Genomic DNA, 4,980 nt, shown 5'->3' with positions numbered 1-4,980 from the left:
GGCGGGGCCACCTCCTGCAAAGTCAGCCCCGGCGCGGGCGCCAGCTTGCGCAGCGCCAGCATCAGAAGGGCGAAGGATAGGTGTTGTCGTAGAAGGTCACCGGTGGCCGGGCATCCGGATCGGTGATGACATCGACCAGGCTCGGCCCCTTCTGCGCGAAGGCTTCTGTCAGCGCCTCCTGCAGCATCGCCGGGTCGTCGACGCGGATGCCGTGGCAGCCGCAGGCCTGGGCGATGACGGCATGGTCGACCGGCTGGAAATAGCAGGCCTCGGTATGGGCGCCGAACAGCACGTCCTCGGCATGCTTCTGGTAGCCGAGGATCTGGTTGTTCAGCACGATCACCGGGATGTCGAGGCCGAGGCGCCGCGCCGTCTCCAGCTCCGCCCAGGTGTGGGCGAAGCCGCCATCGCCGGCTAGGCACACGACCTTCCTGTCGGGGGCGGCCAGCTTGGCGCCGATCGCCAGCGGCAGGCCCCAGCCCAGCCCGGCCAGCCCGCGCGGCGTCAGGAAGCGCTGCCCGGCGGCCCGCGCCGTCAGGTAGTTGGTGATCCAGATCGAGGAATAGCTGGCATCGGCGACCACGACGGTGTCGGCGTCGATCATGCCGTCCAGCAGCTGCATCACCCGCTCCGGGCGGATCGGCGCGCGGTCGCTGTCGCGGATGCGCTGGGTGAAGCTTTTCCAGTCTTCGACGCCGGCGCGGATCTGGCCTTCCACGCCAGCGCGGGCCTGGGCGCGGCGCTCGACGCCTTCGACCAGCAGCGCCTCGCGCAGCGCGGCGAGCGTCAGCTTCGCATCGCCCATCAGCCGCAGCGCCTCGTAGTTGCGGCCGATCTCGGTGCCGTCGATGTCGATCTGGATGAAGCGCGCGTTGGGCGGGTACAGCTTCCAGCTGTCGGTGCCGTTCTGGTTGGCGCGGTTGCCGACCAGCAGCACGACATCGGCCTCGGTCACCAGCGGCCGCAGCGCCCGGCCGCGGGCGCCGTCACCCATGAAATAGCCGACCACGCCCAGGGACAGGGAATGGGTCTCGGCGACGGTGCCCTTGCCCATCACCGTGGTGGCGACCGGCAGGTGGCAATCCTGCTGCAGGGCTGCGAGCTCGGCGCAGGCGCCCGAGGCATGCACGCCGCCGCCGGCGATCACCAGCGGCGCCCGGGCGCTCGCCAGCAGCCGGGCGGCCTCGCGGATGCGGGACGGATCGGCCAGCGAGCGGTCGAGCGGGAAATGGCCCAGATCGGCCTTGCGCGTCTCGGCCGCGGCGGCCGTCTCGGTCAGCAGGTCGGCGGGGACGATCAGCGCGACCGGGCCGGGGCGGCCGCTGCAGGCCTGGACGAAGGCCAGGTCGACCATTTCCTCGACGCGGGAGACATGGTCGATGCGCCGCGTCCATTTGGTGCAGCCATCGAACAGCCGCAGATGGTCCAGCTCCTGGAAGGCGTTCTTTTCGGTCGTGTTCCGCGCGACGTCCTGGACCAGGGCGACGATGGGGATGGAGGCCTTCAGCGCCTCGGCTAGGGGCGCGACGAGCAAGGTCGCGGCGGGGCCGTTCTGCGCCGTCACCACGCCGACTCTGCCAGAAATACGCGCATAGCCGTCGGCCATGGTGCCGCCCGCATTCTCGGCGCGGTAGGTGGCCTGGCGGATGCCAACCTGCGGGGCGGCCAGGAAGAAGGCGCTGGGGATGCTCTGGCCGAAGACGGTGTCGACGCCATGCCGGCGGAAGGCATGGGCCAGGCGCAGGGCCACGGATTCGTTCACGCCCCCTCGGGCGTGCACGGCGCTGTCCATCACGTTTTCCTTCCCTGGTCACGACGCTTGTTATGCGTCATTTGATATAACACTGCGGAGCGAAGCCAGGGCCTGTCAACCATGAACGAAATGATCTCGCCCGACATGGCCCCGCCTGGCCCGTTCCGCCGCCTGACCCGCGACAGCCTCAGCGAGCGCGCCTATCAGGAGGTGCGGACGGCCCTGATGCTCAGCCGGCTGGCCCCGGGGGAGAAGCTGCTGCTGCGGCCGCTGGCGGCGCAGCTGGGCATCAGCGCGACCCCGGTGCGCGAGGCGCTGCTGCGGCTGGTCTCCGAGCAGGCGCTGCAGATGGACGAGCGCGGCACGGTCATCGTCCCCCGCATCGACCGCGCCCGCTTCCTCGAGATCCGCGCGCTGCGCTGCACGCTGGAGGGCCAGGCCGGCGAGGCCGCCGCGGCGCGGGCGACGCAGGCGGATATCGCAGCGCTCGCCGCCCTGCATGACCGGCTGGTGGCCGCGGAAAAGCGGCGCGATTTCGCAACGGCACTGCAGACCAACGAGGCCTTCCATTTCGGCCTGTGCCGGTTGGCCGGCATGCCCGTGCTGCTCGGCCTGCTGGAGATCCTCTGGATGCAATGCGGCCCGCTGCTGAGCCATCTCTATGCCGGCGGGGCAGAGAACCCGCCGCGGCACGGCCATCTCGAGGCGCTGGAAGGGCTGCGCCGGCGCGACGCCGCCAGGGTGCGGGCCGCCATCATCCGCGACATCGAGGAAGGCGGCCGGCCGCTGCTCGATTTCCTGCCCTGAGAATCAAAAGGTGATGCGGCGTCTCAAAAGCCGCAGCGGGGGACAGCGCCCCGCCCGATTCACATTCGAGTCAGCGGCCAGCAGAAAGCCCGGGGAATCGCCGATTCCCCGGGCCTGGTCAGCGCTGATGCCGAATCGGCCGCCCTTCCGGACGGCGGAAGATCAGGCCTTGGCGGCCTTGCGCTTGGTCTTCTTCAGCGCCGCATGGGCGGCTTCCTTCAGCGCCGGCGACGGCTTGAAACGCACCGTCGCGCCGGCCTTGACCGCCACCTTCTCGCCGGTGCGGGGATTCATCGCCTGGCGCTTCGGCGTGTCGCGCACGATGAAAGCCCCGAAATCGGGGATGGTGAAGCGGCCGGTCTTCACGATCTCGGCCTTGATCGCCTCGATGATGTCGCCGGCCAGCGCATTCGCGCCGACGCCGGTGATCTCGATCGAATTCTGGATGGTGTCAGCCAGGAACTTCTTCGACATGATCTTGCCTTTCGCGCAATGCCCCACCCAAAGCACAGCCGGCGGCAAGAGTGAAGTCCTGTTTATGGCTGCGACCGACAGAAATCGTCTTGATGTGACCCGGAGCCCCCGCCACCCTCGGCGCCCCGGAGGGAGACGCCCGCAATGAAAAAGCTGATCAACGACCCGCGCGCCGTGGTGCGGCAGATGCTGGAGGGGCTGGTGGCGCTGGCCCCCGACCAGGCGCTGCTGGCCGCCGAGGATGTGGTGCTGCGCCGCGACCCGGGCCCCGCCGCCACGCGCCGCGTCGCCGTGCTGTCGGGGGGCGGCGCCGGGCACGAGCCCGCCCATGCCGGCTATGTCGGGCCCGGGCTGCTGGCCGGCGCGGTCACCGGCGACGTCTTCACCTCGCCCTCCACCGACGCGGTGCTGGCCGGCATCCGCGCCGCGGCCGGGCCAGCCGGCGCCCTGCTGGTGGTGAAGAACTACACCGGCGACCGGTTGAATTTCGGCCTGGCCGCCGAGCTGGCCCGCGGCGAGGGCATTCCGGTCGAGATCGTCGTGGTCGCCGACGACGTCGCGCTGCGCGACACCGTGGCCCCGGAGAAGCGCCGCGGCATCGCCGGCACCGTGCTGGTCCACAAGGTGGCAGGCGCCGCCGCCGAGGCCGGGCTGCCTTTGGAAGACGTCGCCGCCGCGGCGCGGGCCGCCGCCGCCGCGCTGGGCTCGATGGGCGTGGCGCTGGGCGCCTGCACCGTCCCCGCCGCCGGCCGCCCGGGCTTCACCCTGGAAGAGGATGCGGTCGAGCTCGGCCTCGGCATCCATGGCGAGCAGGGGGTGCAGCGGGTCAAGCTGGCCCCGGCCGACGCGCTGGTCGCCCGCATCCTGGAGACCATCCAGGCCGACCTCCGCCTGCGATCCGGCGCCCGCGTCGCACTGCTGGTCAATGGCCTCGGCGGCACGCCGCCGATGGAGCTGGCCATCGTCGCCCGCGCGGCGCTCGCCTGGCTGCGCGCCCAGGGCATCGAGGTGCTCCGCGCCTGGTCCGGCAACTACCTGACGGCGATCGAGATGCCGGGCATGTCGCTGTCGGTCATGGCGCTGGACGATGCCCGGCTGGCTTTCCTCGACGCCCCCGCCAGCGCCCCGGCCTGGAGCGGCGACGGCCGCATCCCCGATGCTCCCGCCATCATCGCCGCGCCGGCCGCCGTGGCGGAGGCCGCCGCCGCCCCCGGCCCCCTGGCGCCCGCCATGAAGCGCGCCGTGCTGGCCGTCTGCGCCGCGCTGGAGGCGGCCGAGGAAGAGCTGACCGCGCTGGACAGCGCCGCCGGCGATGGCGACCTCGGCATCAGCATGCAGCGCGGCGCTGCCGCCCTGCGGGCCCTGCCGGAGGGCGCCTATGCCAGCCCGGCCGGCCTGCTGGAGGCCATGGGCCAGGCGCTGCGCCGTGCCATCGGCGGCAGCTCCGGCCCCTTCTATGCGGTGGCCCTGCTGCGCGCGGCGCGGCGGCTGGAGGGCGTCGCCGCGCCCACCGCCGCGCAGCTGGCGGAGGCCTTCGCCGGCGCCGTCGCCGCCATCGGCGAGCTCGGCGGCGCCCGGGCGGGCGACCGCACCATGCTGGACGCGCTGCTGCCGGCGGCCGAGGCGCTGACGGCGGGGAAGGGCCTGCCCCAGGCTGTCGCCGCCGCCGAGGCCGGGCTGGAGGCGACCCGCGCGATGCGCCCGCGCCAGGGCCGCGCCGCCTATCTGGGCGAGCGCGCCGTCGGCACGCCGGATGCCGGCGCCGCTGGCGTGGTGGTCTGGCTGCGCGCCCTGGCCGCCGCCTGAGGCCTGGCGCGCGCCGGGGGATCGTTCCCCGGCGCGATCTTTTCCCAACCCGGCCCGCCCTCCGCCGTTAGAGGCGCGGATGGCCTCGGCCATCCCGACGTGGAGAGGCGCATGTTCCGCCGTGGCAGCCGGGCCCTGGC

Annotated in this window: 4 protein-coding genes; 2 read left to right on the top strand and 2 right to left on the bottom strand. The window is 72.6% G+C overall.

Going from position 1 to position 4,980, the window contains the following annotated elements:
• Positions 1 to 61: 61 nt before the first annotated feature.
• On the bottom strand, positions 62 to 1,792 hold the full coding sequence (locus BKE38_RS26290; protein ID WP_076960161.1) for an acetolactate synthase catalytic subunit: 1,731 nt from the start codon (positions 1,790 to 1,792) through the stop codon (positions 62 to 64).
• Positions 1,793 to 1,873: 81 nt separating this feature from the next.
• Here BKE38_RS26290 and BKE38_RS26285 point away from each other — a divergent pair, with 81 nt between their 5' ends.
• Positions 1,874 to 2,560 (top strand): GntR family transcriptional regulator, encoded by a 687-nt coding sequence (locus BKE38_RS26285; RefSeq protein WP_076960160.1) that lies wholly within the window; start codon positions 1,874 to 1,876, stop codon positions 2,558 to 2,560.
• 162 nt (positions 2,561 to 2,722) lie between these two features.
• Here the strand turns inward: BKE38_RS26285 and BKE38_RS26280 are convergent, their stop codons facing one another.
• Complete coding sequence (locus BKE38_RS26280; protein ID WP_076960162.1) at positions 2,723 to 3,034, bottom strand: HU family DNA-binding protein; 312 nt, start codon at positions 3,032 to 3,034, stop codon at positions 2,723 to 2,725.
• A gap of 144 nt (positions 3,035 to 3,178) precedes the next feature.
• Between BKE38_RS26280 and BKE38_RS26275 the strand changes: the two genes are divergently transcribed.
• On the top strand, positions 3,179 to 4,840 hold the full coding sequence (locus tag BKE38_RS26275) for a dihydroxyacetone kinase family protein (RefSeq protein WP_076960159.1): 1,662 nt from the start codon (positions 3,179 to 3,181) through the stop codon (positions 4,838 to 4,840).
• Positions 4,841 to 4,980: the final 140 nt, after the last annotated feature.

Source organism: Teichococcus deserti, assembly GCF_001982615.1.
In the GTDB taxonomy this organism is placed as follows: domain Bacteria; phylum Pseudomonadota; class Alphaproteobacteria; order Acetobacterales; family Acetobacteraceae; genus Pseudoroseomonas; species Pseudoroseomonas deserti.
The sequence above is the reverse complement of the archived record's forward strand: the minus strand, read 5'-3'. Positions and strand labels throughout refer to the sequence as shown.